Raw genomic sequence first — 23,974 nt, forward strand, 5'->3', positions numbered from 1 at the left:
GGAATCAGCGCCCCGGATCTCGGGGCGCCGCTACCCGGTACGGCACCCGTGCGGGTCTCAGACCCATTGCACGAGCTGGTAGATGATCCCGTTCCGATCGGTCGTCTGGAAGTAGCGTTCCCCCCATTCCTCGGTCTCGACGGGGGTGACGATCGGAGCGCCTCCCTTCTGCAGGCGCGCGTATTCGGTGTCGATATCGGCCACCACGAACACCACGAGCAGCCCGTCCCCGGCGGAGCCGGCGGCGCGTTCGGGTTTGAAGGTGGACAGGCCGGTGCGCAGGTAGATGAGGTTCATTCCCGCTTCCGGATGGGCGAGCGAGACGAAACCGTCGGCCGCCATCTGCTCGGTGAAGCCGAAATGGGTGGTGACGAACTCCGCCGATGCGGCCGGGTCGGCAACGTTCAGCGAGATGGCAGAACCGGTGATTCGCATATGACCTCCGTTTTCCAAAAACACCGTATGGTGTACGTAGTATTTGTACCCGATGGGATCGCCGACCGCAGCGTGATCCGCCGCACGCCGGAGACTTCCCGGAGCCGACCGGCGGCCCTCGGCGATACCGACCGGTCGCGCCCGGCAGAACCCGCCCCCTCCGGCTAATCTCGTGCCATGCCTGACGCCCGGCCCACCGCAACGCCCACGATCGCGCTGGTACTGGGAGGCGGTGGCCCGGTCGGCATCGCCTGGCTGAGCGGCCTGGCGATCGGTCTACGCGACGCCGGAATCGATCTGGCGCTGGCCGACCGCATCATCGGCACCTCCGCCGGGGCGGTCGTCGGCTCGGCTCTCGCCTCCGGGATCGATATCGCTACGCTGCTGACCCCACGACCGCGGAACGCCGAACCGGCCCGGCACGACTACGCACCGCTGCTGGAGATCGCTTCGCTGCTGCGCGCCGTCGACCAGGATCGCGACCTGGTACTCCAACGGGTCGGCGAGCTCGCACTGGGCGCCCGCACCGGCGACCCGGCGGTGCACATCGACCGCATCGGCTCACTCGTCGGTTTCGCCGAATGGCCCGAGCACGATCTGCGGATCGCCGCCATCGATATCGGGTCGGGGACCCTCACCGCCTGGACTCGGGACGGCGCCGCCACCCTCGTCGAGGCGCTCGCCTCGAGTACCGCGGTGCCCGGCGTATTCCCCCCGATCGAGATCGCCGGCCGGCACTACATCGACGGCGGGGTCCGCTCCACCGTCAATGCCGACCTCGCCGTGGGCCACGATGTGATCGTGATCCTGGAACCGCTGGCCCATGTGTATCCGCGCACCCGCGCCGACCGGGAACTCGGACCGGCCCGGGAGATCTCGATACGCCCGGACGATATCGCCGTCGCCGCGTTCGGCACCGACCTCTTCGCCGACACCGCCCTCCATCCGGCCTACGAATCCGGCGTCCGGCAGGCGGCGGCAGCAGCGGCCGAACTGAAGGAATTCTGGCCCGCCGCACCGACCGCCGGGCCGGTCGGGTCAGATCACGCGCGGACCGCGGGCGGCGCGTAGGCCGCTGCGCGCCTGACCGGCACGGGCCGGCACCGGTGGGATGAGTGCCGCGTCCACCCCGATCCGCTGCGCGAGGCGCCGAGGCCGGGCATGGCCCGGTCCATGCCGTGGCGCCCTGGTGAGAGCCGTTCCCGGTCGATCTTTCCGGCGAGCCGGATTTCCGCCCCGGGTGCGCGCAATCGTCCCGAAACTATTGCCGCACCCGCCTTTCCGGGCCATCTCGCCCGCCCGGCGCATCCGGCCTGGCGCCACCGGCAGCGCCGCGCTAATATAAGTTCAAGCTTATAAAGGGAGGAAGACATGGGTTTGCTCACCGATCCCGCCGCCATCGCAGGACTGGTCGCCCGGGAGGTCCGCACCGCCGAACGGCAGGGAGCGGTCACCCGGATCGCCGTGGCGCGGCGCACCTACGCCACCGATCCGGAGGATCTGTGGGAGGCACTCACCGATATCGAGCGGATTCCGCGCTGGTTCCTGCCGATCACCGGCGAGTTGGCCGTCGGCGGCAGGTATCAGCTCGAAGGAAATGCCGGCGGTGTGGTCGAAGAATGTGAACGACCGAAACGGTTCGCGGTGACCTGGGAGATGGGACCCATGGTTTCCTGGCTCGAAATCCGGCTCGAACCCGGCGCCGGCGGGACCACACTCGAATTGGTGCACGAAGCACCGGTCGATCCGGATATGTGGAAACAATTCGGCCCCGGCGCGGTGGGCGTCGGCTGGGATCTGGCACTCATGGGACTCGGCCTGCATCTGGAAACCGGCGCCGGAGTCGACCCGGCGATGGCGCTGGAATTCCCGGCCACCCCGGAAGGCCGGGATTTCGTCCGGGCCGCGGCGAGCGGCTGGGCGGAGGCGGCGATCGCCGACGGTGACGATCCGGCGCAGGCCCGGGCGGGCGCCGAGGCGACCACCGGCTTCTACACCGTCACCCCCGAGGAGGAGGAGCGATCCTGATGGGCCGGCCCGCCCCGGCGAATGTGTTCGAGGCACTCGGCGATCCGGTGCGCCGCGCGATACTGCAACTGGTGGCCGGCGGTGAACGGTCCGCCGGCGCCCTGGTCGAGGAGATCCGCGAGTACACCCCGATCTCACAACCCGCTGTCTCCCAGCATCTCAAGGTGTTGCGGGAAGCCGGCCTGGTCCGCGTGCGCTCGGAAACCAACCGCCGCTTCTACGCACTGGAACCCGACGGGCTGGCCGCCGCCCGGGAATGGCTCGCCGAACTGGTGGATCCGCTGGCCGGGTTCGCCCAACCCCTCGATGCCCTGGCGACCGAGGTCGCCCGCGGCAAACGCGAACGCCGTGGGAAGAGCACCGGAGCAGCAACGGATCGTACGGACCGCACCGCCTGACGGTCGCTTCGATTCCCCTTGCACCACTGCAGCGGTAGGCCAGGTATCGCCGGATCAGTCGAGCCGGGGTCGTGGTCGATCCGGCGAACAATCCGAGTGTCGAGGATGCCCGGCGTCCAGGATGATGGAGATGTGAATGCTCCCGCGCCCGGCCCGGTCTTCGATGTGATCGCCGTACTGAACGGCGCCGTGGACCTGCGCTCCTCTCAGCGCCGGAACCTGGCCTGAGCACGCCTCCGCGCGGGTGGAGTACCGCAAAACGGGCGGCAGTGTGCCCGTCATCTTCGAGCCGATCGTCCACCTGCTCAATGGCATCGAACTGCTCGAATCCCAAGGGTGGGAGCTGGTCGGTGTGGTCGAACGGAGCGTCGACAGCACGAACTCCAAGGAGTGCTGCCTGGTGGCATTCCTGCGCCGCCCCTGACGTGGACCGGTCCATCGCACGTGACACCGCTCGAGCTCGGCGGCGCACTCCCACGCCGGCGCCCGGCACCTGATATACACCTGGGATGCGAAAGTGGTTGGCGGGGTCGGTAATCGCCGTGGTGGCGGTACTGATCGTCGCGATCGGTGGCTATTTCCTGGTGAACTCGCGGACCTACCAGCTGGCCGGACGGCTGGTGGACCGGGTGGAGACCAGCGAGAAGGTGGTGGCCCTGACGCTGGACGACGGACCGTCCGAGCGCGCCCCCGAGGTGCTGGATCTGCTCGCCACCGCCGGTATCCCCGCCACCTTCTATCTCAACGGCCGCGATCTGGCCGCCCGCCCCGAGCTGGGCCGGGCGATCGTGGCGGCCGGTCACGAGATGGGCAACCACACCTACAATCATCGGCGGATGGTGCTGGTCTCGTCCGGGACGGTCGCCGACGAGGTGGAAGGTACCGATACCGAGATCCGGGCCGCCGGATACCAGGGCGACATCACCTTCCGCCCGCCCTACGGCAAGAAACTGTGGACCCTGCCCAACTACCTCGCCGATCACGACCGCACGACGGTCACCTGGGATGTCGAACCCGAGGACGGCAACACCACCACCGAGGACATCGTCGACGCCACCGTCGACCAGGTACGCCCGGGGTCGATCATTCTGTTGCACACCATGTACGCCTCCGGAGCGGCCTCCCGGGCCGCCATCGTCCCGATCGCCGCGAAACTGCACGCGCAGGGCTACCGGTTCGTCACGGTCTCCGAACTGCTCGACCACGGCGACTCCGCCCGCTCGTGACACACGCGGCGAGAAGCCGCCTGTTCGAGCGGCACACCGGCGGGTAGGTTCGGGAGCGGTGCCGCGCCACGGGAGCCCGGCGGGCACCGTGGCCGTACGACAGTTCCACCGGAGAGGACGATGTGATGGTTTCGCAGGAGCGACCACGGATAGCCCCCGGCCGCCTCCGCGAGCTGGGCCCGGTCAACTGGGCGGCCTGGCAGGTGCTCTCGCGGGCCTCGGGTACGGCCGACGCGCAGCTGTTCAGCACACTGGGCCGGGCCGGGCGGCTGTTCCGCGGCTGGCTGCATTTCTCCGGAACGCTGATGCCGGGCGGTCGGCTACGCCGGCACGACACCGAACTGGTCATCCTGCGTGTGGCCCATCTGCGCGACTGCGCGTACGAGACCGACCACCACATCCGCCTGGGCCGGCGGGCCGGGGTGACACCGGAGATCCTGGAGCGTATCCGGGCCGGAGCCGACGCGGAGGGCTGGACCGACAAACACCGGGCCCTGCTCACCGCGGTCGATCAACTGGTCCGCACCCGCGATATCGACGACGCCGCCTGGGAACACCTGTCCACCTATTACGACGATCGCCGCCTCATCGAAATCGTGCTGCTGGTCAATCAATACGAGGGACTGGCCGCCACCATCACCACCCTCCGTATCCGCCGCGACGATTTCTGATCGCCCGCGTGGCTAGCGGCCGCCGGTGAAGGCTGCTGCGGGAACGAATATCTCGTGTCCGGAATCGAGGCGAACCGTCACCCCTTCCGGGCTCCATCGCGCCGACTCGAGCTCCGGGTCGCGGTTGCCGAGGATCTCGAAGTACACCGGGTGGCCGTATCCCATACCGGGATCCCGGCCGACCACGATCACATCCGGCAGCCGCCGGTGCAGCAGCAGGCTCTCCCGGCGCAGCAGACCCGCGTAATAGGTGGCGCCGTCGTACTCGACGGCGACCGGCCGGGTTTCGGTGCGCAGCACCTCGGTGCGCACCATCCGGGTGTCGACGAAGACCGCGATCAGCAGAAACACGAACAGCAACAGGGCCGCGGCCACGCCGAGAACCAGGCGTATCCCGGATACCCGGGCTCGGGCGGGCGGCGGCGGGTCCGGGCTCACCGCCGGAATATATCCCGGAAGAATCCGCTGCGCACTCGCCGCTGCGAGCGGCCGTCCGGATCGACCGTTCGGCCACCGCCGGGCTGCGGCGCCGGAAAACGGCACCACCGAGGAAACGGTCCCGGGCAGCACGGCGCCTTCGAGACGGTCCACCCATATTCTCGAACGCAGCCGGAACCTGCCGGTTGCCGACGGGTCGACCGCGGTGCCGGGTGATCAACCCGGCCGTCTGCTGCGGGCCGTTCGCGAACAGTGGGACGCGGGAGCTCGCCGGGCACGGCGGCCGGCAACGAACCGACCCGGCACCGTGCGGGGCACGATGCCGGGTCGGGGGAACGAGAGGATCCGAGCGGGATCAGAAGTTGATCATGTGCCCGGCCAGGCCGTGGATGGCCTCCTGCAGCGCCTCGCTCAGCGTCGGGTGCGTATGCACATTGCGGGCCAGCTCGTTGACCGTGAGGTCCCACTTCTGGGCCAGGGTCAGTTCGGGCAGCAGTTCGGAGACATCGGGGCCGATCAGGTGGCCACCGATCAGTTCGCCGTAGGTGTTGTCCGAGATCAGCTTGACGAAACCGGTGGCGTCGCCGAGACCGTGCGCCTTGCCGTTGGCGGTGAACGGGAAGGTCGCGACCTTCACGTCGTAGCCCTCGTCGCGCGCCTGCTGCTCGGTGAGACCGAAGCTGGCGACCTGCGGCTGACAGAAGGTGGCGCGCGGCATCATCCGGTAGTCGCCCAGGGGCAGTGTCTCCGCGCCGCCGATGGTCTCTGCCGCGACCACGCCTTGGGCCTCCGCGACGTGCGCGAGCTGCAGTTTCGCGGTGACATCGCCGATGGCGTAGATATGCGGCACATTGGTGCGCATAGTGTCGTCGATGGCGATCGCGCCGCGGTCGGTGAGCGCCACACCGGTGTTCTCCAGGCCGTAGCCCTCGACCCGGGGCGCGAAGCCGACGGCCTGCAGCACCTTGTCGACGGTGACGGTCTCGACCGAACCGGACTTGTTGTCCTTGATCGCGACGGTGACCTTGGACCCGTCGTCGTCGATGGACTGCACGGCCGCACCGGTGGTGATGGTGATACCGAGCTTCTTGTACGCCTTGGTGATCTCCTTGGAGACATCGGCGTCCTCGTTGGGCAGCGCGCGGTCCAGGAACTCCACGATGCGCACGTCCACACCGTAGTTGCGCAGGACGTAGCCGAACTCCATACCGATGGCGCCGGCGCCGACGATCAGGATCGAACCAGGCAGGTCGCGGGTGAGGATCTGCTCCTCGTAGGTGACGACGTTCTTGCTCAGGGAGGTGCCCGGCAGCAGTTTGGTGTTGGTGCCGGTGGCGATGATGACGTTGTCGAAGGTGATCGACTCCGTGCCACCCTTGCTGAGCTCGACCGAGAGCGCATTCGGGCCGGTGAACGAACCCTTGCCGTCGTACTCGGTGATCTTGTTCTTCTTCATCAGGAAGTGGACGCCCTTGACCCGGCCGTCCGCGACCTTACGGCTGCGATCGAAGGCCGCTCCGAAATCGAAGGTCGCCTCCCCGCTGATACCGAAGGTTTTCGCTTCCTTGGTGAAGATATGGGCCAGCTCCGCATTGCGCAGCAGCGCCTTGGACGGGATGCAGCCCACGTTCAGGCACACGCCACCCCAGTATTTCTGCTCGACGATCGCTGTTCGCAGGCCGAGTTGAGCGGCGCGGATCGCGGCGACGTAACCGCCGGGACCAGCACCGAGAACGACGACATCGTAGTGGGAAGTCACGGTGTCGAGCCTAACTCTCCCGGCTGCGGCCGGGGCCACCCGCCCGCCTCCCGCCGCTGAGCACACCGGTGCCGCGCCGCCGGTGCCACCGGGCCCTGACGGGCCGCGACGCCTCGACCGGGGCCGCCGCGGACCCCCACCGGGCGGGCGCGGATGTGCGCATGGTCACCCGGACGGCGACGGTACAGCCGAGCAGCACCACCGCGACCCCTACCGCCACATATTCGACTCCGGTGAGCGCCCACCCGCCCGCGATCATCCCCGCCGGGACACCCGCGGCACCCAGGAACCCTTCCACCGAACTGAACACCCCGAGCTGCTCGGTCGGCAATTCCGCCTGGATCAGCGACTGCCAGACAATGCCGGTGACCGAAACCACGAAACCGGCGATCAGACAACCGGCGAACAGCAACACCGGCCCGCTCATCTCCCGGCCGTAACCGGCCAGCGCGACCAGCTCCAGGACTACAGCGGCGGCGAGGGCGGCGCAGGCCGTGCGCCAGCCGAACCGCGCGGCGCCGGCGATCACCGACAGCGACCCGGCCAGGGCCGCCAGGGCCATACCGGTCGCGAGCGCCGCCCACAGGCCACCGCCGCCGGTCGCGGTGACCGTCAGCGCCGGGCCGGCCACCGCGACCAGCCCGATCGCGAAGGACACCGCGAACCACAACCCGGCCGACCAACCGAGCCAGGGCGCGCGGCCCACGATCACGCGCATCGATGTCCACCCGGCGCGCACCGCCGGCCCACCCACGCCCCGCCACCCGCCCACACCCTGCGGTCCGGCCGGATCGCGGACGGACCCCGCCGCCCGCCGGGCGTAGACCAGTGCGAGCAGATTCGCGCCGAAGGTCAGCGAATCCAGCACCAGGATCCAGACGAACCCCACCGTCGCCGACAACGCCACGGCCGCTGCGGGACCGACGAGCACACTGATATCGGCAACCAGCGCGACCAGGGCGTTGGCCCGGCGCAATTCGGGTCCGGGCACCACCCGGGGCAACACCGTGGCAAGAGCGGGAGCGTAGAAAGCGGTGGCCGCGCCGTAGAGGGCGGCCGACACCGCCATGGCCGGCAGCGACTCCCGGCCCGTGCCCACCAGCACCAGCGCCAGTCCGGCCTGGGCGAGGATGCGTGCAAGATCGGACCCGATCATGATCGCGAACTGGTCGCGGCGGGCGGCGGTGATCCCGGCGACGGGTGTGCACACGAACCGCCCGGTCCACAGCGCGATCAGGATGACGGTCAGGGATCCGGCGGAACCGAACACCGCTATCGAATGAACGGCGAAGGCCACGGGCACGATTCCGTCTGTCGCACCCGAGCACGCGGCGCCCAGGAAGATTCCGCGAAAGGACCGGACCCGGAGCAGCCGCAGGTCGCGGAACAGAGAGCGGGAGGCGTCGGCAGCCATACTGCCGCCATCCTGCACCGACCGGCCGCGCGGGAAAACCGATTATCCGCCGGTCCGGTCCGTCAGCCCAGCAGGAAAGCGACCAGGAAACCGATCGAGGTCGCCATGCCGACCCACCAGCCACCCTCCCGGTATGCCTCCGGCATGAGCGAATCGGCGAGGACCGCGATAGTGGCGCCGCCCGCGAAGGCCTGGATCGCACTGATATGGGTCGGCTCGAGGTGGTCGGAGAGCAGGCTTCCGGCGACGGTGACCACGACGAGGACCGCGCCCGTGAGGAGCCACAGGCTGAACGCCCTACCGGGGGAGACATTCCGCTGCCGGTGCAGCAGTGCCGATCCGCCGATCGCCTCCGGTACGTTGCCCGCGGCGATGGCGACCAGCAGGACGAACCCGCCGCCCGACCCCAGCGATACCCCGAGGGCCGTGTTCTCCGGAACACCGTCGAGAACCGTTCCGAGCATGAGCGCCCAGCCCACCGCTCCCGTACCCTGCCGGCGTTCGAGGAGCCGGTTGGCGACCACGTACACGGCGGCGCCGAGAAACAGCGCGGCTCCGGCGGTGAATGCCCCTGCCTGCACGAAGGCGGGTTCGAACAGTTCGTTGGTCACCGCGGCGATCATGGTGCCCGCACCGAACGCCATCAGTGAGGCGAGCAATGGCTTGGGCAATGTGGTTCGCAAACCGATGGCCGCACCGACCAGCAATGGAATTGCCGTACCCAGCCCATACAGCAGTGCGGTTCCCATAAGGTGAACCCTATGTGTTGCCGGGTTATTGCAATGGTCATGCCGGGCCTGTGGAAATTATTCTAGAATTTCCCTCTAAAATCCGCTGGACCAGCGGGATCCGGGTATTGTCCGGTTTGGCAGTTTCACCGGCGACCCGGGTTGCGGACAGCCAACTTTCGGCAAACCCACACTGTGCTACCGGCATGCTACGAAAGGCCCGATCGATGACGTGAGGATCGGGCTTTTCGGTATTGTTCTGCGCGATGTCACAGGAAGCGAATTCGGGACGACGGTATGCCGGGCAGCCCGTAGAAGATCGGCAACGCGAGCGGCGCGCTCGTTTTCTCGAATCCGGCCTGACGGTTTTTGCGAGAGACGGGTATGCCAATAGCTCGGTAGGGGCCATTTGTAAAGACGCGGGGTTGTCCTCGCGCCAGTTCTACGAAGAGTTCACCGGCCGCGAATCGCTCCTCGTCGAACTCTTCGCTCTCATCGACCGGGAATCGCGGACCGCGGTGCTCGCCTCCCTCGACCAGAGCACCGACCAGAGCGCGCTGGAGCGGATCGACGGCGCCATCCGCGCCTATGTGCAATCCATCGGCACCGATATGCGGCGAGCTCGGGTCGTGCTCGTCGAAGTGGTCGGCGCCGGGGCCAAAGTCGAGAAGATGCGCGGGGAGTCGCGCCGGGCCTGGAGTTCGGTGCTCGCCAAGGCCGCCGAGGACGCCGCACTGCACGGTGAGATCCCGACCGGTGATTACGACCTGCGCATGCTCGCCATCATCGGCGCGGTCAACTATGTGGTGGACGAATGGAGCGGGGCCGAACCGCGCCAACCGCTCGACGAGGTGATCCGGGTGCTGAGCCGAATCATCGTGGGCGCGATCCGGGCCTGACCACGCCGCCGGTCGAGTGCGTCCGGCGGCTAGCCTTGACCCGGTGGAGACCGTTGCGATCCAGATGCCCGACGGCAGTACCGTCCCGGTGCGGCTGGTCCCGGCCACGGGATCGGACGGGCGTGCGGTCACCCCGGATACACCTCGCCCGGTGGTCGTACTGATACCCGGGCTCGGCGTTCCCGGCGAGTACTACCTCTATTTCGCTCGTGCGCTCGCCCGGCGCGGCATCGATGTCGCGGTGGGCGAACTGCGCGGCAACGGCGCCAGCTCACCGAAACCGAGCGCGGCCAGCACCTACGGATACCACGAACTCGCCGCGGTGGATTTCCCGGCGATCTTCGAGGTGGTACGCACCCGCTTCCCCGACCGCACCCCGTACGTACTGGGCCACAGTATGGGCGGGCAACTGTCGGCGCTGTACGCGGCGCGGGTCCGCGGCCGCCTCGCGGGACTGATCCTCGTCGCGTCCGGGACCCCGTACTACCGGGGATTTCGCGGCCTGCTCGCACCGGGCATGCTGGTCGGCACCGCTGCGGTCTCGCTGACCGCCGGGCTGGCCGGAGTGTGGCCGGGCGACAAACTCGGCCCCAATGGTTTCGGCCGCCAGTCGAAGGTGCTCGTCTCCGACTGGGCCCGGCTGGCCCGCACCGGCCGGTTCGACCCGGCCGGTGCGGATATCGACTACGAGGAACGTCTCTCCCGGCTGAAGCTGCCCGTACTCTCGATCACCCTGACCGGTGACGAACTGGCCCCGCCGACGTCGGCCGGGCATCTGCTGGACAAACTGCCGAACGCCGACAAGACGACCTGGCACGCGCCCCGGCCGCTGGGCCACAACGGCTGGATCTCCGAACCCGCCGACGTGGTCGACCGTATCGAGAAGTGGCTACACGATCGGTGATCGGCCGGATCACTTCCCGGTTCGGCGCTCGATGAGCATCTGGGTGAAGAACTCGTAGATCAGGGCCGCCTGGAACGCCGACTGCTTGTTGTCGGCGGCGCCGCCGTGCCCGCCCTCGATGTTCTCGTGGTACCAGACCCGGTGCCCCTGGTCCTCCAGCAGCGCCGCCATTTTGCGGGCATGCCCCGGATGCACGCGATCGTCGCGGGTGGAGGTGGTCAGCAGGATCGGTGGGTAGGTCGCGCCCGCACCGGTTTCCGCGGCGCGCTGGTAGGGGGAGTACCGACTGATATACGCCCATTCCTCCGGCACATCCGGGTCACCGTATTCCGCCACCCAGGACGCACCCGCCAGCAGCCGGTGGTACCGCCGCATATCCAGTAGCGGCACCTGGCAGACGATCGCCCCGAACAATTCCGGGTACCGGGTGAGCATCACGCCCATCAGCAGACCGCCGTTACTGCCGCCGACGGCACCGAGCCGGTCGGCGGTGGTTATTCCACGGGCCACCAGATCGCGGGCGATCGAGGAGAAATCCTCGTACACCTTGTACCGGTTCTCCTTCTGCACCGAGGTATGCCACTGCGGCCCGTATTCCCCGCCGCCGCGGATATTGGTCATCACATAGGTGCCGCCCTGTTCCAGCCATCCGATACCGGAAGCGCCGCCGTAGCCGGGAGTCCGGGACACCTCGAACCCGCCATAGCCCGACATCACCGTGGGCGCCGGCGTATCCCGGGTATCGCGGTGCCGGATCACGAAGTACGGGATCGACGTTCCGTCATCCGAGCGCGCGAAGAACTGTTCGGTCTCGATACCGGTCGCGTCGAAGAACGCGGGCTCCTGTTTCCATTCGGTCACCGGCGCACCGACCGACCCCGCGAGCAGTGTCGTGGGTGTGGTGAACCCACTGGTCATGAGCATGTAGTCGTCCCCGCCCTCGAGCGGGTCGAGATTCATGATGCCGGTGGTGGCCATGGCGGGGGTGTCGGCGAGCGGTTCCGTACGCCAGCCCTCGGCGCCGGGGGTGAGGACGTACAGCTTGGTCTGCACATCCTCGAGGGTCACCAGCAGCAGATGGTTCTCGGTCCAGCCGTAACCGTGCAGCGAGGTGTGCGCGTCCGGCTCGAACAGCACGTCGAAATCGCGCCCGCCGGCGCGGAAATCGGAGAAATTCGTGGCGACCAGGGCACCGGCGGGATAGGTGTTGCCCCCGACCTCCCACGGCGATTTCAACCGGACCAGCAGCCATTCCTTGTACCACGACTCGTCGGCGTCCGACGGTGTCTCCAGGTGGGTCCGGGAACCGTCGTCCTCCAGCAGGAAGACCTCTTCGTTGAAGAAATCGGTGGCCTGTGCGATGTAGTGCCGCTCGTAGCCGGGGGTCCGGTCGTAACCCGCCGAGACGGAGACATCGGTTACCGCGCCCTCGAAAACTGTTTCCGCGGCTTCGAGCGCGGTGCCCCGGCGCCAGCGTTTCGCGATCCGCGGATATCCGGATCCGGTGAGCGAGCCGGGGCCGAAATCGGTTCCCACATATACGGAATCGATATCGATCCAGCTGATCCGCGACTTCGCCTCCGGCAGGAAGTAGCCCCCGTCCTCCGGAGCGATGAATTCGCGTGTTTCCATATCGAATTCACGGACGACCTTGGCGTCGGCACCACCCCGCGACAGGCTGATCAGCGCCCGGCTCTGGGCCGGGCGCAACACTCCGGCACCGCCCCAGACCCAGTTCTCGTCCTCGGCAGCGGCGACCGCGTCCAGGTCGATCAGGACATCCCATTCGGGATCCGCTTTCACGTATTCGGCGAAGGTGGTGCGCCGCCACAGACCGCGCGGATGCGCCGCGTCGCGCCAGAAGTTGTACAGCCACTGCCCGCGCCGCCCGGGGAAGGCGATCTTGGCATCGGTATCCAGCATGTCCAGGATCCGGCGCTGCAGTACATCGAACCGGTCGGCCGCGGCGAACCGCTCCATGACGACCTCGTTGTGCGCCCGGGCGAAATCGAGTGCCCGCTCGCCGGTGACCTCTTCGAGCCAGAGGTAGGGATCGGCTTCGCTGTCCTGTACGCCACTCATCCGACCATTGTCACCCAGCCGGGCGGGCGGTACGGAACCGTGGCGGATCCGACGCGGCCGCACCCATGCGCACGGCCGTCGAGCAGGTCGGCGAAGGCCACCCCGGCGCCTCCCGGTCCGAGCTCACCCGGCCTCGGGTTCGGCCAGCTTCGTCCACTGATCGAGGCTGGTGGGGATGGCGGCGCCGGGCGGGTGGTCGGAGGATGCACCGGTCGGGAAGAGGGCCAGATCCTCCCGCCCGGACAGCCATGCGTAGGCACCGGGCTTGGTCTCCATAGCACCCAGATGACCTACCTCACCGCCGGGCACCGTATACACCTGAACTTGCTCCGGCCGTAGTTGTTCAGCGATTTTGTGCGCATGGGCGGAGGGTGTGAGTCCGTCTCCGCTCGCGGTCCATATCATCGTCGGACAGTTGATATCGCCGAGTTCGAAGCCCCAGGGTGTGCCCATGGAGGTCGTCAGATCCTTCTTCCAGGCCACCTCACCCTTTGCCAAGGCTTCGGTGTACATCGCGCACAGCTTTTCGGCGTTTCTGCCCACGGTTTCTCTATCGGCCGCGCCGAGCTCATCTCTCGGAATACCGATGATCGTTGTCGGATCGGTGGGAGAGGCCCGAAAATTCATGATCTTGGTATCACACGCGTCGATGAGTTGCCCCACCTTTGTATCCAGGCCCTTGGCCGATATATCCAACCCGGCTTGCTGGGTCATGCCCACGAAATAGTCATTTTTCATCAGGTCGGGCGGTGCGAGGGGGACGAGCAGCGCGAGCCTGGTGACCCGGTCGGGCAGGCCGGCCGCTACAGCCGCTGCGTGGGGAGTGCCGCCGGACCTACCGACGACAGCGAATTCACCGATTCCCAGATGGTCCGCGATCGCTCGGACATGCTCGGCGGAATCGGCAACTCTCGCTCCCGGCTGTAGATCGGATCCGCCGTAACCCGCGCGGTCGTAGGTGATCAGCCGGACGTCCAGGCGATCGAGTAGCTCGGGCGGAGCGGTGTCCACTCGGCTGCCCGGCGTTCCGTGGATCTGGATTATCGGTGTTCCGCCTTCCGGCCCCTCGGCACGGCACTGCAATCTGCTTCCGTTGGGGAGAATGACGACGAAATCACCAGGATGCCGATCCCCTCCCCGCATTTCTGGACCAGGCGGACCAGGCGGACCACCACCGGATCCGGAGCCGCCGGACATTTCGTTCCGGTGGCCGCGGCCACCGCTGACATTCGTGTCGCTGTGCATGGGCGACACGCTGCGCGACGCACCGAGTCCACCGGGGGTGAGCTTTCGAAATCGATCGGCGCCGCGGTACTCGGACACTGCGGACGGAAGAGCGTGCCCGACGGCCGCGGACGGAGTCGCGAATATCGTCGCGTAATCGCCCGTGGCTGCCCGCAATCTATTGCAAACAGCCGCACACAGATTCTGAAGGCTATCTCCGAGCACGAATTCGACCGCATCCAGCCATAACCCGGACTGCGGCGAATTTCGAGTCGAATAGCGAATCAGGGCGGACCGGTGTGGACCGGCCGATCTCAGCGCGGGAAGAACCGCTCCGGCCGACCGCTGACAACTTCCACGTCGACATCAACCCACACCTCTAGAACACTGGGAAAACCGGGGCCTCATCTAACCACGAGGATCGACGCCGGGCCCTGGACGAGGGTAGCCACCGTCGGACAGTCGATCGGTTGCGCCGGAAACGGCTGCCACTCCAGATGGTTAGGCTTTGCTAACCTAACCGGCATGGCGACGCGGACCAAATACGTCAAACCGGAGCAGCGGCGGATCTGCACCGCCGAAACCTTGGCCGCCGAGCGTATCGGCCACAGCTTCATCCGGGTCACGGTGGGCGGTCCCGATCTCGCCGATTTCGTGCCGATGGGCTACGACCAGTGGATCCGTCTCTTCCTGCCGCGGGAGCGGCAAACCGGTCTGCGCCTGCCCACCGCGGCACAGAACACCCTCTGGTACACGCAATGCCTGGCGATGAGCAGTGATACCCGGCCACTGATCCGCAACTACACCGTGCGCGGGTTTCGCCCCGCCGGCGCCGGATTCTTCGGCGAGCACGCCGAGATCGATGTGGACTTCGTCGCCCATGGGGATTCCGGCCCGGCCTCCGCATGGGCCGCCCAGGTGCGCCCGGGCATACCCATCGGCCTGCTCGACGAAGGCATCATGTATCAGGCTCCGCCGCATGCCAGCTGGTCACTGCTGGTCGGCGACGAGAGCGCCTTGCCGGCGATCGCGGGTGTGCTGCGATCGGCGCCGCGGGATCTGTGCGGGGCGGCGTATATCGAGGTCCCCCACCGGACGGATATCCAGGACCTGGGCGAGCCGACGGGCGTGCGGGTGCACTGGCTGCCCCGCGCCGACCCTCGCGTCCGGATCGGTAGGCCGGCCACCGAAGCGGTGCGCGCGGCGGCCCTCCCGGACGGGCCCGGCTACGCCTTCGTCGCCGGCGAGCAGCAACTCGTCGCCGGAGTGCGTCGCCACCTGGTGCGCGACCGCGGAGTGCCCAGATCCGACATCATGTTCAGCGGTTTCTGGCGCCTCGGCCAGGCCGCCTCGAATTGATCGCCAAGCCGGTCGGTCGCGCGATCGCGGGTGCCCGGATCCGCACGACGGGGCGGATATCGGTGAACACACCCGGCGGTCATCGCGATCGTCCCGAGCACCGCCCTCCCGACGGAGTCGTGGCAGCGGGTCTGCCCACGACTCCCCGGCAACCGGTGATCGGCGCCCGATCGATCAGGGGATCAGATCCTTGCGCGGATCGACACCGAAGTGTTCGGCGAGCGTGGTGATCGAGGCGTGCGCACCCTGCACACTCACCGAGAGGACGAACGGCTCGTCGTCGACGTGCACGATATCGCCGGTGAGGCGCTGCCACAGCGGATTGGCTTCGAAGGACGCCTGTTGATCCCGGCTGGAGTCCCCTTCGGCTCCCGGCGGGGTGTACGCCGACACCATGACGATTCCCGCGTCGGCCGCGAGGATCTGCTCCACCGACAGCGGGGTGAAGATGCTGTCGTTGTCGTCGGGTGCGCCGGCGGGGCGTGGGATACCCATATCCGCCATGATCTCGCCGATGAACGAACTGCTGGAGTAGAGCCGGGCGGTGTTCTCACCGGCGAATCGGACCAGCGAATAGGTGACGCCGGGATGCGCGGCCCGGATCTGTTCACCCACCGCGGCGGCGCGCTCCTCGTAGCCGGTCACCAACTCTTCGGCTCTGTCCTTCCGGCCCAGCGCCGCGCCGAGGAGTACGACGTTCTGCTTCCACGTGGGACCCGTGGTCTCCGAGAACACCGTCGGTGCGATCTTGGACAACTGATCGTAGAGCGGCTCGTGGCGCACTTTCGCCGAGATGATCAGGTCGGGTTCGAGTTCCAGGATCTGTTCCAGATTCGGCTCGGCTATCGTGCCGACGTTGACCGAATCGGCCACCACATCATCGATATCGCCCAGGTAGTCCGGGAAGGGATTGTCCCGGTCCTCGCGATACTGGACGTAACCGACGAGGGGGGCGTCGAGCAGCAGCGCGGCGTCGGAGAAGCTCGGATCCAGTGCGACAACGCGTTCCGGTGGCGCCTCGATGGTCGTGGTCCCCATGGCGTGCTCGATCGAGATCGGGGCGCCCCCCGCATCCACGGAAGCGCTCGAACCGGGGTCGCCCGAACCACACGCTGCGGCGAACAGCAGTCCGCCTACCAACAGGGGAGCCAGTGATCGCTGGGCTATCGACCGCGGGGACGTCACTCGCATGAGGTCACCTTTCGTTCAGGTGGGCTACCACGCGACATTCCGATAAGGATAGGCTGCCCAATGCGTTGCTGAACCTTAGCAAGGAGAACCGAGATGGCGACAGGTACCGGTGCGAGCGAACCGGTGACCGGCGATACCACCTCGGAGGTGCCGGGATCACCGGTCGGATCGCCGGTCTCGCCGCGCAGCGGGGCCGCGCCTCGTCCCGGCCGCTCACCGCTGGTCATGGTGGGCGTGCCGGTCGCCGCGGTGGTGGCGGCCGTACTGGTGAGCGTCTGTGTCGGCAGCAGCCCGTCGACGGTGCCGGAGGCATGGCATGCGATCTTCACCCCCACCGGCACCGATATGGACGTGACGATCCGTGAACTCCGCTGGCCGCGCACCCTCGTGGGCATCGCCGCGGGAGCGTGTCTGGGTGTAGCCGGAATCCTGACCCAGGGGCATACGCGCAACGCTGTCGCCGAGCCGGGCCTGCTCGGTATCAACCAGGGCGCGGCGCTCGCGATCGTCTCCGCCACGTTCCTGTTCGGCGCCCTGCCGGTGCATGCCCAGGCGGGTTTGGCCTTCGTGGGCGCCCTGATCGCCGGTGTGGTGGTGTTCGCGGTCGGTACCGCCGCCCGTAACGGGGCGACGCCGATCACGCTGGTGTTGTCCGGCGCGGCCGTCACCGCGCTGTGCGGCGGCCTGGTCACCGGACTGGTACTGCTCGACAGCGCGTCCTTGGACACGCTGCGGTTCTGGCAGGTGGGCTCACTCGCGGCGCGTCCGCACACGCTCGAGGCGATCTGGCCCTTCGCGGTCGCGGGGCTGGTGCTCGCCGTGCTCAATATCGGCGCGCTCAACACGCTCGCTCTCGGCGAGGATGCGGCGCGATCGCTCGGAACCTCGGTACCGATCGCGCGGTGTGCCGGCATCGTGGCGATCACGCTGCTGGCCGGCTCCGCGGTCACCATGGCCGGGCCGATCGCCTTCGCCGGGTTGCTGGTGCCCCATATCGCCCGGGCCCTCGTCGGTGCCGACTACCGTCGTTCGGTGCCCGCGGCGGCCGCGTTCGGCATATTCCTGGTCCTCGTCGCCGATACCGCCGGCCGGGTCATCGCCCGGCCGGGAGAATTGTCGGTCGGGGTCGTGCTCGCGGTCATCGGAGCCCCGTTCTTCGTACTCCTCGCTCGGCGCCGCCGGCTGGTGACCGTATGAGCGGCCCGGTCCCGGACCTGCTCGCGCCCACCCGCGTCGTGCGGTGGGGCCCGGTGTCGGTGCGCGTCACGCCCCGAGCGCTATGGGTCGGTGGGGCGTTGGCCCTGCTGGCCTTGGCGGCCACCGCGATCCATATCGCCAACGGCGGTTCCGCGCTACCGCTCGACGCGGTCGTCCGGGCGCTGCTGGGCGACGACTCGAATTCCCGGCTCCACCTCGCCGTGACGGAATTCCGGGCGCCGCGCGCCGTGGGGGCCGTCATAGCGGGCGGCTGTCTGGCCATGGCGGGGGCAATCACCCAGACCGTCGCACGCAACCCGCTCGCCAGCCCCGATGTCCTCGGCGTGACGGCCGGCGCCTCGCTCGGCGCGGTCTCCGTGCTGGTGCTGGCCGGTGGTGGCGCCGCCGGGCTCAGTGGGTTCGCCGCTCGGGTCGGGCTGCCGGTCGCCGCATTCGGCGGCGGGATCCTGGCCGGAATCCTGCTCTTCCTGCTGGCCTTTTCCGCGAGTCTCGACAGCTACCGCCTGGTGCTCGTCGGGATCGGCATCAACGGGCTCGCGGTGAGCCTGACGACCTGGATGCTGACCCTCGGTGATGTCAGCAACGCGGCCCAGGCGCTGACCTGGATGTCCGGTTCACTCAACGGCAAGGACTGGCCGCTGATCCAGCCGATGGCACTGCTGGCCCTGGTCCTGCTGGTGGGTGCGCTGCTGCTGGGGCGGCGGCTGATGCTGCTGACCATGGACGACGATATCGCGCTCGGACTGGGCATCCGGATCGGCCGCCTTCGCCTGTACGCCCTGTCCCTCGCGACGCTGCTGGCTTCCACCGGTGTCGTGGTCGCGGGTCCGCTCGTCTTCGTCGCTCTGGCGAGTCCCCAGATCGCACGGCTGCTCACCCGGTCGACCGTGCCACCGATCCTGGCTTCCGGATTGGTCGGCATCGTATTCGTCTCGATCGCCGACACCCTCGCCGCGAACGCGCTGCCGGTATCGCTGCCGGTCGGTGTGGCGACCGCGGTGCTGGGCGGGCCGTATCTCCTCTTTCTGGTCCTGCGGAACCAAAGGAAGCTGACGTGAGTCACCCGGAAACGAAGTCCGTACTACGCGCGGAGAATCTCGCCCTCGGCTACGACGGCGCCGCTGTCGTCACCGATCTGACCTTCGATGTTCCGACCGGATCGGTCACGTCGATCATCGGCCCCAACGGCTGCGGGAAGTCGACGTTGTTGCGCGGCCTCGGCCGGCTGATAGCTCCCCGGGCCGGTCGAGTCCTGCTCGACGGCAAGCCGATCGGCACACTGCCCACCCGGCAGGTCGCCCGGCGCGTCGGCATCCTGCCTCAGTCCCCCCTCGCGCCGCCCGGTCTCACGGTCGCCGATCTCGTCTCGCGCGGGCGCCATCCCAGGCAACGCTGGTACGAACAGTTCTCCGTCCTCGACGAGGCAACGCTGCGGCACGTCCTGAACAGCACCGGAATGCTCGACCTGGCCGGCGCCCGGCTCGAAGAACTCTCCGGTGGCCAACGGCAACGGGCGTGGATATCCATGACACTCGCCCAGGAAACCGACATCATGCTGCTGGACGAGCCGACGACCTATCTGGACCTGGCACATCAGGTGGAACTGCTGGAATTGATCGTGCGGATGAACCGCGAGCACAACCGGACCGTTCTCATGGTGCTGCACGACATCTCGCTGGCCGCCCGCTACAGCGACCATCTCGTCGCGATGAAGAACGGCGCCATCGTCACCCAGGGCACCCCCGAGCAGGTCGTACGCCCGGACGTGCTGCGCGATGTCTTCGGCCTCGCCGCGCAGGTGGTCACCGAGCCGACCGCGGGCCGCCCGCACGTCATCCCGCTCTGATCGGTGCGAGAACGCCGCGGCCGCCTGCAGCTGGTGGACCGGCCTGCGGGGGCCTATTTCTCGGCGCTGCCGGCGGCGAAAGCCGCCGGCACGTCCACTCGGGCGGTATCGAACAGTTCGGCACAGCGGGTGAGCAACCGGCACAGCGTTTCTCGTTCGGCATCGGTGAATCCGTCGCCGACGGTTCGCTCGACCGCGATCGCACGGGCGTCGGCCTCCCCCATCACCGTTTCCCCTCTTTCGGTGAGGCGCGTTTCCAGCATGTTCTTGTGCCACGGATGCTGGGTGCGTTCGATCAGGCCGCGGTCGACGAGGTTGGTCAGCACCGTGTTCATCGTCGGGGGTGTCACCCCGCACAACCGGGCCAGGGCCGCCGCCGAGATACCAGGATTCTCACTGAGGAACAACAGCGCCGCGTACTGCGCCTCAGTGACGCCGATGGGTTTGAGTGCGGCACTCTTGGCCGCGTTCCGCGCCTGTTCGGCACGTTTGACATACGAACCGATGCGCTCCTCGGCGGGCATGGACGTCATGCAGGCATGGTATCCATGCCGACCTTCATTAGAGTCTTGACTAATATTAGAACTCTAATCTAAGTTAGCCTACACATCACCTGGCTGAACATCTTGTGTACAGAAGGGCATGGGCCATGTCTCGTACCACCCGCCGTCGCTGGTCCGCCGCAGTTCTCGCGGCTGCCGCCGGCCTTGTTCTGGCGGGCTGTGGGCACCCGGCAGAACCCACCCCGGCGCCCCGTATCGACACCGCATTCGAACTCCCCGGCGACCGCGTCTATCCCGAAGGCATAGCCCTGGACGAGCGCACCGGCGATGCCTATGTCGGCTCCTACATCGATGGGACGATCTACCGGAACACCGTCGGCGCCACCCGGGCGGAAGTCTTCCTGCCCTCCGGAACCGACGGCCGCCGGACCGCCAACGGTTTACGGGTCGATCGAGCAGGTCGGCTGTGGGTTCTCGACTCGACCGCCGGAGTAGCCGTCTATGACATCGATTCGCGGCAGCTGCGCGCGCGATTCGATGTACCGGGAACGGGCGACCGTTTCGTCAACGACATCGCCTTGGGGCCCGACGGGACGGCTTATCTCACCGACAGCCGACGCGACCTCATCTACCGGGTCACCCCCGTCGACCTGGACCGAGCGCTGACCGGGGCCGGGCACGGGGAACTGAGCCCGGCCTTCGATCTGGCGTCCGTCCTGGAACCACACGGCCCCGACGCCTACACCCTCAACGGAATAGTCGCCGACCCCGCCGGCGCCTATCTGCTGACCGCCGACTCCACCGGAGGCGATCTCTACCGGGTCGCCCTCACCCCGGATTCCACGCCGATCCGCCGAGTGAATCTCGTCGGCGGCGAACTCCCCCTCGGCGACGGTCTGGATCTGGAGGGCACCACCCTGCGGGCGGCCCTCAACACCAACAATATCGTCAGCACCTGGATCCTGTCCGATAACGGTTACACCGCCACCCGGACAGCCGAACACCACGACGACTCTCTCGGCACTCCCACCACACTGGTCCACGACAGGGACCGCGTTCTCATGGTCGCCTCGCAATTCGACAGAGGCGGGCCGTTGGGCCCCGGCACACCCACCGCCCCGTTCCGTGTGCTCGCGGTAACAGGCCTCTGAGCGCCGACCGAACGAACACGCGGGGGCCGGACCGTCGGACGGCGGGGCGGCCCAGCGGGTAGTCCGCGGCGTCCGTGAACAGACCGAGGGCCGGTCCACCGTGACGGTGGACCGGCCCTTGATTCGAAAAGGATTGCCGGGTGGCGGGACTCAGAAGTCCATGCCGCCCATGCCGCCGGTCGGATCGGCCGGCGCGGCGGCCGCCTTCTCCGGCTTGTCGGCGACAACGGCCTCGGTGGTCAGGAACAGGGCCGCGATGGAGGCCGCGTTCTGCAGGGCCGAGCGGGTGACCTTGACCGGGTCGGCGACACCGGCGGCGAGCAGGTCCTCGTACTCGTTGGTCGCGGCGTTGAGGCCCTGACCGGCGGGCAGGTTGGAAACCTTCTCCGCGACCACGCCGGGCTCGAGGCCGGCGTTGAACGCGATCTGCTTCAGCGGAGCCGACAGCGCCACGCGAACGATGTTCGCGCCGGTCGCCTCGTCACCTTCGAGCTTCAGGTCGTCCAGAGCCGGGGCCGACTGCAGCAGGGCCACGCCACCACCGGCGACGATGCCCTCTTCGACGGCGGCCTTGGCGTTGCGCACGGCATCTTCGATGCGGTGCTTGCGCTCCTTGAGCTCGACCTCGGTCGCGGCACCGGCCTTGATGACCGCAACACCGCCGGCCAGCTTGGCCAGGCGCTCCTGCAGCTTCTCGCGGTCGTAGTCCGAATCCGAGTTCTCGATCTCGGTGCGGATCTGCGCCACGCGGCCCTGAATGGCCTCCGCGTCGCCCGCGCCCTCGACGATGGTGGTCTCGTCCTTGGTGACGACGACCTTGCGCGCCTGGCCGAGCAGCTCGATGCCGGCGGTCTCCAGGGAGAGGCCGACCTCTTCGCTGATGACCTCGCCACCGGTGAGGATGGCGATATCGGCGAGCTGGGCCTTGCGGCGGTCACCGAAGCCCGGGGCCTTGACGGCGACGGACTTGAAGGTGCCGCGGATCTTGTTCACGACCAGGGTCGACAGGGCCTCGCCCTCGACGTCCTCGGCGATGATCAGCAGCGGCTTGCCGGCCTGGATGACCTTCTCCAGCAGCGGCAGCAGGTCCTTGACGGTGGAGACCTTCGAGCCGACCAGCAGGATGTAGGGATCCTCGAGGACCGCTTCCTGACGCTCGGGGTCGGTGACGAAGTAGCCCGAGATGTAGCCCTTGTCGAAGCGCATACCCTCGGTGAGCTCCAGCGACAGACCGAAGGTCTGCGCCTCTTCGACGGTGATGACGCCTTCTTTGCCGACCTTGTCCATGGCCTCGGCGATCAGCTCACCGATGGACGAGTCGCCCGCGGAGATACCCGCGGTAGCCGCGATCTGCTCCTTGGTGTCGATCTCCTTGGCGGAGTCGAGCAGCCGGGCGGTGACGGCCTCGACGGCCTTCTCGATGCCGCGCTTCAGGCCCAGCGGGTTCGCGCCGGCCGCGACATTGCGCAGACCCTCACGCACGAGCGCCTGGGCGAGCACGGTGGCGGTGGTGGTGCCGTCGCCCGCGACATCGTCGGTCTTCTTGGCGACTTCCTTGACCAGCTCGGCGCCGATCTTCTCGTACGGGTCCTCCAGCTCGATCTCCTTGGCGATGGATACACCATCGTTGGTGATCGTGGGGGCGCCCCACTTCTTCTCGAGCACGACGTTGCGGCCCTTCGGCCCCAGCGTCACCTTGACCGCGTCGGCGAGGCTGTTGAGGCCCCGCTCGAGGCCGCGACGGGCCTCTTCGTCGTACGCAATTGTCTTGGCCATTGCGGTGAGATCCTCCAAGTAATGAGGCTGACACACAGGATGACCGCATTGTCGGGTCACCCTTTAGCTACGCTTGTGGCCAGGTTCGGTGCCCGCGACGGACGACCAGGGGTGTCGTGGTACCCGATCTCACCGTCCCGACCTTGGCACTCTCCGGTGGGGAGTGCCAAAGCCATTTTTAGCACTCGCCGGTGCCGAGTGCAAGGTCGTGTTCATTTGCCCCGCCTCCGGCGGGGCGGGCCGGGGCGGGCCCCGACCATTTGCGGGTGAACGATCCAGGGAGGTGGGCCGCGAGAACCAGGCGGTTCCCCGGCCACGTCGGATGCGACCCCGAATCGGGTCAGAGACTGTCGGTGACCCGCAGCGCAAGAGCCAGAAAAGCGTCCGCGCGCCGTTCCTCCGGGGTGCGCGGCTCCCCCTCGTCGATCGTGACGAATTCGGCATCGTGCAGCAGCAGTTCGGCCTCGACCCGCATGATGGCGCGAACGAACGGCGGCGCGACCTCCGGCGGTAGATCACCGTTGACCACATAGCTCCCGTCCGACAACGATTCGGTGGAGATGTAGGTCAATGCGCGCAGCAGATCGTCCCGATGCTCACCGGCCACCAGGTCGGAGTCCGTTTCATCCGCCATTGCTATAGATTACCGGGACACCGGCCCGGATCGGGCACATCAGAGCCCCCGCCTGCGGTAACACCAGCGCGGCGGCCGGGCGCCACCCGC

24 protein-coding genes are annotated in these 23,974 nt (G+C 67.8%); 13 read left to right on the plus strand and 11 right to left on the minus strand.

From position 1 onward, the window contains the following. Window positions 1-57: 57 nt before the first annotated feature. The gene (locus tag NF4_RS27845; protein ID WP_063130359.1) at window positions 58-435 is read right to left on the minus strand and encodes a VOC family protein; all 378 of its coding nucleotides are present in this window, start codon (window positions 433-435) and stop codon (window positions 58-60) included. Window positions 436-612: 177 nt separating this feature from the next. Here NF4_RS27845 and NF4_RS27850 point away from each other — a divergent pair, with 177 nt between their 5' ends. The 6 genes from NF4_RS27850 (at window position 613) to NF4_RS27875 (ending at window position 4,758) form a co-directional block, all read left to right on the plus strand. Continuing rightward, entirely contained in the window at window positions 613-1,506 is an 894-nt protein-coding gene (locus NF4_RS27850) for a patatin-like phospholipase family protein (RefSeq protein WP_063130360.1), read from the plus strand. A gap of 300 nt (window positions 1,507-1,806) precedes the next feature. After that, on the plus strand, window positions 1,807-2,463 hold the full coding sequence (locus tag NF4_RS27855) for an SRPBCC family protein (RefSeq protein ID WP_063130361.1): 657 nt from the start codon (window positions 1,807-1,809) through the stop codon (window positions 2,461-2,463). Next, the gene (locus NF4_RS27860) at window positions 2,463-2,861 is read left to right on the plus strand and encodes an ArsR/SmtB family transcription factor (RefSeq protein WP_063130362.1); all 399 of its coding nucleotides are present in this window, start codon (window positions 2,463-2,465) and stop codon (window positions 2,859-2,861) included. The genes NF4_RS27855 and NF4_RS27860 overlap by 1 nt, the downstream gene beginning before the upstream one ends. A 271-nt stretch (window positions 2,862-3,132) precedes the next feature. Further along, entirely contained in the window at window positions 3,133-3,285 is a 153-nt protein-coding gene (locus NF4_RS27865) for a hypothetical protein (RefSeq protein WP_157120645.1), read from the plus strand. An 85-nt stretch (window positions 3,286-3,370) separates the two neighbouring features. Next, window positions 3,371-4,087: a polysaccharide deacetylase family protein gene (locus NF4_RS27870; RefSeq protein WP_063130364.1), complete on the plus strand. Its 717-nt coding sequence runs from the start codon at window positions 3,371-3,373 to the stop codon at window positions 4,085-4,087. A 125-nt stretch (window positions 4,088-4,212) separates the two neighbouring features. Further along, on the plus strand, window positions 4,213-4,758 hold the full coding sequence (locus NF4_RS27875) for a carboxymuconolactone decarboxylase family protein (protein ID WP_063130365.1): 546 nt from the start codon (window positions 4,213-4,215) through the stop codon (window positions 4,756-4,758). Between the two features lie 12 nt (window positions 4,759-4,770). Here NF4_RS27875 and NF4_RS27880 read toward each other — a convergent pair whose 3' ends face one another. The 4 genes from NF4_RS27880 to NF4_RS27895 all read right to left on the minus strand — a co-directional run bounded on the left by NF4_RS27880 (window position 4,771) and on the right by NF4_RS27895 (window position 9,118). Next, a complete protein-coding gene (locus NF4_RS27880) occupies window positions 4,771-5,196 on the minus strand; it encodes a hypothetical protein (protein ID WP_157120646.1) in 426 nt (141 codons plus the stop codon). 355 nt (window positions 5,197-5,551) lie between these two features. Next, window positions 5,552-6,955 (minus strand): dihydrolipoyl dehydrogenase, encoded by a 1,404-nt coding sequence (gene lpdA, locus NF4_RS27885; RefSeq protein WP_063130367.1) that lies wholly within the window; start codon window positions 6,953-6,955, stop codon window positions 5,552-5,554. 10 nt (window positions 6,956-6,965) lie between these two features. Then, window positions 6,966-8,369 carry an MFS transporter gene (locus NF4_RS27890; RefSeq protein ID WP_157120647.1) on the minus strand — a complete coding sequence of 468 codons (1,404 nt, stop codon included), beginning with the start codon at window positions 8,367-8,369 and terminating at the stop codon, window positions 6,966-6,968. Window positions 8,370-8,431: 62 nt separating this feature from the next. Then, the gene (locus tag NF4_RS27895) at window positions 8,432-9,118 is read right to left on the minus strand and encodes a ZIP family metal transporter (RefSeq protein WP_063130369.1); all 687 of its coding nucleotides are present in this window, start codon (window positions 9,116-9,118) and stop codon (window positions 8,432-8,434) included. 245 nt (window positions 9,119-9,363) lie between these two features. Between NF4_RS27895 and NF4_RS27900 the strand changes: the two genes are divergently transcribed. Continuing rightward, window positions 9,364-9,996 carry a TetR/AcrR family transcriptional regulator gene (locus tag NF4_RS27900; RefSeq protein ID WP_063130370.1) on the plus strand — a complete coding sequence of 211 codons (633 nt, stop codon included), beginning with the start codon at window positions 9,364-9,366 and terminating at the stop codon, window positions 9,994-9,996. Window positions 9,997-10,039: 43 nt separating this feature from the next. Further along, a complete protein-coding gene (locus NF4_RS27905; RefSeq protein WP_063130371.1) occupies window positions 10,040-10,900 on the plus strand; it encodes an alpha/beta hydrolase family protein in 861 nt (286 codons plus the stop codon). A gap of 9 nt (window positions 10,901-10,909) precedes the next feature. Here the strand turns inward: NF4_RS27905 and NF4_RS27910 are convergent, their stop codons facing one another. Next, a complete protein-coding gene (locus NF4_RS27910) occupies window positions 10,910-12,982 on the minus strand; it encodes a prolyl oligopeptidase family serine peptidase (protein ID WP_063130372.1) in 2,073 nt (690 codons plus the stop codon). 123 nt (window positions 12,983-13,105) lie between these two features. Continuing rightward, the gene (locus NF4_RS27915) at window positions 13,106-14,227 is read right to left on the minus strand and encodes an alpha/beta fold hydrolase (RefSeq protein WP_157120648.1); all 1,122 of its coding nucleotides are present in this window, start codon (window positions 14,225-14,227) and stop codon (window positions 13,106-13,108) included. A 504-nt stretch (window positions 14,228-14,731) separates the two neighbouring features. Between NF4_RS27915 and NF4_RS27920 the strand changes: the two genes are divergently transcribed. Further along, window positions 14,732-15,565, plus strand: a complete 834-nt coding sequence (locus NF4_RS27920) for a siderophore-interacting protein (RefSeq protein ID WP_063130374.1) — start codon at window positions 14,732-14,734, stop codon at window positions 15,563-15,565. A 174-nt stretch (window positions 15,566-15,739) separates the two neighbouring features. Here NF4_RS27920 and NF4_RS27925 read toward each other — a convergent pair whose 3' ends face one another. Then, window positions 15,740-16,756 carry an ABC transporter substrate-binding protein gene (locus NF4_RS27925; RefSeq protein WP_063130375.1) on the minus strand — a complete coding sequence of 339 codons (1,017 nt, stop codon included), beginning with the start codon at window positions 16,754-16,756 and terminating at the stop codon, window positions 15,740-15,742. Window positions 16,757-16,849: 93 nt separating this feature from the next. Here NF4_RS27925 and NF4_RS27930 point away from each other — a divergent pair, with 93 nt between their 5' ends. From NF4_RS27930 to NF4_RS27940, 3 genes are read left to right on the plus strand one after another with little or no spacing between them, the layout of a single operon-like run. Continuing rightward, window positions 16,850-17,953 (plus strand): FecCD family ABC transporter permease, encoded by a 1,104-nt coding sequence (locus NF4_RS27930; protein ID WP_063814736.1) that lies wholly within the window; start codon window positions 16,850-16,852, stop codon window positions 17,951-17,953. Then, window positions 17,950-19,032, plus strand: a complete 1,083-nt coding sequence (locus NF4_RS27935) for a FecCD family ABC transporter permease (protein ID WP_063814737.1) — start codon at window positions 17,950-17,952, stop codon at window positions 19,030-19,032. Before NF4_RS27930 ends, NF4_RS27935 begins: the two co-directional genes overlap by 4 nt. Beyond that, on the plus strand, window positions 19,029-19,820 hold the full coding sequence (locus NF4_RS27940; protein WP_063130376.1) for an ABC transporter ATP-binding protein: 792 nt from the start codon (window positions 19,029-19,031) through the stop codon (window positions 19,818-19,820). The genes NF4_RS27935 and NF4_RS27940 overlap by 4 nt, the downstream gene beginning before the upstream one ends. Window positions 19,821-19,873: 53 nt before the next feature. Here NF4_RS27940 and NF4_RS27945 read toward each other — a convergent pair whose 3' ends face one another. Further along, window positions 19,874-20,353, minus strand: a complete 480-nt coding sequence (locus tag NF4_RS27945; protein WP_063814738.1) for a MarR family winged helix-turn-helix transcriptional regulator — start codon at window positions 20,351-20,353, stop codon at window positions 19,874-19,876. Between the two features lie 116 nt (window positions 20,354-20,469). Between NF4_RS27945 and NF4_RS27950 the strand changes: the two genes are divergently transcribed. Continuing rightward, entirely contained in the window at window positions 20,470-21,474 is a 1,005-nt protein-coding gene (locus NF4_RS27950; protein WP_063130378.1) for an SMP-30/gluconolactonase/LRE family protein, read from the plus strand. 150 nt (window positions 21,475-21,624) lie between these two features. Here NF4_RS27950 and groL read toward each other — a convergent pair whose 3' ends face one another. Both groL and NF4_RS27960 read right to left on the minus strand, forming a co-directional pair. After that, window positions 21,625-23,250: a chaperonin GroEL gene (gene groL / locus NF4_RS27955; RefSeq protein WP_063130407.1), complete on the minus strand. Its 1,626-nt coding sequence runs from the start codon at window positions 23,248-23,250 to the stop codon at window positions 21,625-21,627. 340 nt (window positions 23,251-23,590) lie between these two features. Further along, entirely contained in the window at window positions 23,591-23,884 is a 294-nt protein-coding gene (locus NF4_RS27960; RefSeq protein ID WP_063130379.1) for a DUF222 domain-containing protein, read from the minus strand. Window positions 23,885-23,974: the final 90 nt, after the last annotated feature.

Source organism: Nocardia fusca NBRC 14340, from assembly GCF_001618425.1.
Taxonomy (GTDB): domain Bacteria; phylum Actinomycetota; class Actinomycetes; order Mycobacteriales; family Mycobacteriaceae; genus Nocardia; species Nocardia fusca.

What these genes read in the sequence shown, in the direction of transcription:
- NF4_RS27900 (WP_063130370.1), top strand. Translation starts at nt 9,364, where the DNA reads ATGTCACAGGAAGCGAATTCGGGACGACGGTATGCCGGGCAGCCCGTA.
- NF4_RS27910 (WP_063130372.1), bottom strand. Translation starts at nt 12,982, where the DNA reads ATGAGTGGCGTACAGGACAGCGAAGCCGATCCCTACCTCTGGCTCGAA.
- NF4_RS27850 (WP_063130360.1), top strand. Translation starts at nt 613, where the DNA reads ATGCCTGACGCCCGGCCCACCGCAACGCCCACGATCGCGCTGGTACTG.
- NF4_RS27895 (WP_063130369.1), bottom strand. Translation starts at nt 9,118, where the DNA reads ATGGGAACCGCACTGCTGTATGGGCTGGGTACGGCAATTCCATTGCTG.
- NF4_RS27860 (WP_063130362.1), top strand. Translation starts at nt 2,463, where the DNA reads ATGGGCCGGCCCGCCCCGGCGAATGTGTTCGAGGCACTCGGCGATCCG.
- NF4_RS27845 (WP_063130359.1), bottom strand. Translation starts at nt 435, where the DNA reads ATGCGAATCACCGGTTCTGCCATCTCGCTGAACGTTGCCGACCCGGCC.
- groL (WP_063130407.1), bottom strand. Translation starts at nt 23,250, where the DNA reads ATGGCCAAGACAATTGCGTACGACGAAGAGGCCCGTCGCGGCCTCGAG.
- NF4_RS27915 (WP_157120648.1), bottom strand. Translation starts at nt 14,227, where the DNA reads ATGCACAGCGACACGAATGTCAGCGGTGGCCGCGGCCACCGGAACGAA.
- NF4_RS27875 (WP_063130365.1), top strand. Translation starts at nt 4,213, where the DNA reads ATGGTTTCGCAGGAGCGACCACGGATAGCCCCCGGCCGCCTCCGCGAG.
- NF4_RS27950 (WP_063130378.1), top strand. Translation starts at nt 20,470, where the DNA reads ATGTCTCGTACCACCCGCCGTCGCTGGTCCGCCGCAGTTCTCGCGGCT.
- NF4_RS27960 (WP_063130379.1), bottom strand. Translation starts at nt 23,884, where the DNA reads ATGGCGGATGAAACGGACTCCGACCTGGTGGCCGGTGAGCATCGGGAC.
- NF4_RS27890 (WP_157120647.1), bottom strand. Translation starts at nt 8,369, where the DNA reads ATGGCTGCCGACGCCTCCCGCTCTCTGTTCCGCGACCTGCGGCTGCTC.
- NF4_RS27920 (WP_063130374.1), top strand. Translation starts at nt 14,732, where the DNA reads ATGGCGACGCGGACCAAATACGTCAAACCGGAGCAGCGGCGGATCTGC.
- NF4_RS27925 (WP_063130375.1), bottom strand. Translation starts at nt 16,756, where the DNA reads ATGCGAGTGACGTCCCCGCGGTCGATAGCCCAGCGATCACTGGCTCCC.
- NF4_RS27930 (WP_063814736.1), top strand. Translation starts at nt 16,850, where the DNA reads ATGGCGACAGGTACCGGTGCGAGCGAACCGGTGACCGGCGATACCACC.
- NF4_RS27935 (WP_063814737.1), top strand. Translation starts at nt 17,950, where the DNA reads ATGAGCGGCCCGGTCCCGGACCTGCTCGCGCCCACCCGCGTCGTGCGG.
- NF4_RS27855 (WP_063130361.1), top strand. Translation starts at nt 1,807, where the DNA reads ATGGGTTTGCTCACCGATCCCGCCGCCATCGCAGGACTGGTCGCCCGG.
- NF4_RS27870 (WP_063130364.1), top strand. Translation starts at nt 3,371, where the DNA reads ATGCGAAAGTGGTTGGCGGGGTCGGTAATCGCCGTGGTGGCGGTACTG.
- NF4_RS27945 (WP_063814738.1), bottom strand. Translation starts at nt 20,353, where the DNA reads ATGACGTCCATGCCCGCCGAGGAGCGCATCGGTTCGTATGTCAAACGT.